The organism is Caulobacter sp. P1_B12_2 (genome assembly GCF_056406675.1).
In genome coordinates this window covers 1-1114 of record NZ_JBFTZS010000773.1, presented here as the reverse complement: position 1 = coordinate 1114, position 1114 = coordinate 1, and the positions used below count along the sequence as shown (strand labels likewise).

At 62.3% G+C, this 1114-nt stretch carries 1 protein-coding gene; it reads right to left on the bottom strand.

Annotated features, from left to right (window positions below):
* Positions 1-880, bottom strand: an 880-nt coding sequence (locus AC1DZ6_RS25665) for a hypothetical protein (RefSeq protein ID WP_477099906.1), incomplete at its 3' end; no start/stop codon positions are given.
* Positions 881-1114: the final 234 nt, after the last annotated feature.

The window sequence follows — 1114 nt, the reverse complement described above, 5'->3', positions numbered from 1 at the left end:
GCGCTGCCCAGGCATCTATCTTCATCGATGCGTCGTTGAGCGTATCCAGAGCCCGCTCGAGAAACTCTGGATCATATCGGGCGCCTTCGGACTTTATGGCGGCGCCGACGTTGTTCAGTTTGCCCCCCAGCACAAGATAGGCTCCAACACCCAACACGACGAAAGCGGTGAGTTGGCCGACGCCCTCGAGGAACCCGTTGGCCATCGAGGCCAAGGCCCGCGCTGCCCAGGCATCTATCTTCATCGATGCGTCGTTGAGCGTATCCAGAGCCCGCTCGAGAAACTCTGGATCATATCGGGCGCCTTCGGACCTCGCTCGAAGTTCCTCAAGCGTGCGTTGGACGGCCTCGTAGTCTTCCCGCGTCAGACCCTGGTCGGTCGGGGGATTGTTGTGGCCGAAACCCGCGGGCTCCTCGTCGCTTGGCTGGACGGCGGCAAGCGCCGCGATCGCTTCGTCGACGGCGCGGGTTAGTTCGCCAACGCCGCCTTCGTTTGGCCGATCGCCGGCTATGGGAAGATATCGAATTTCCCCTGCGAAGCGATCAACCTGGTTTCCCTGGTAGGTCAACATCGCTGTCTTGTTCGCGGTGTTTCGCAACAGCACGCTGTCTCCGCGGCTCAGGCGGACACGTCCAATGCTGAAGTCCAATCCCTCATGATCAAATGGTTTGCCGGGCTGCGGAGCGAGACGGCGGCCAAACGGTGTCGCGGACCCTCCTGCTCGGTCCTGCAGGATCAGAAGCTTTGCGCGCGAGCGGACGCAAGTTATCGAAAACGCCCAGTCAGCCTGGCCAAATTCGATCCGAGCAGATGGTCCCTTAGGCGAGACGACGAACTGCCCGCTTCCGACACGATGCACCGACCAATCGATGTCACTCATGCGTCCCCCTCCGACGATCATATGATATCGATGGATGCCTCGGCGTTTGTCGACCCCGGGCCTCAGGTCCTCGGACAGAAAGTGTGGGCGAGCGTGGCGGAGCWCACCGTCGGTCAGCGGTCCCGCACCGCCAGGATCACCGAGCCCCAACCCGCCAGCGTCACGACTTGCCTGTCGATCTCGGCGGTCCCAAACGCCGCGCCCTCCACCGCCAGGTCGTCAGGCAGAGCATAT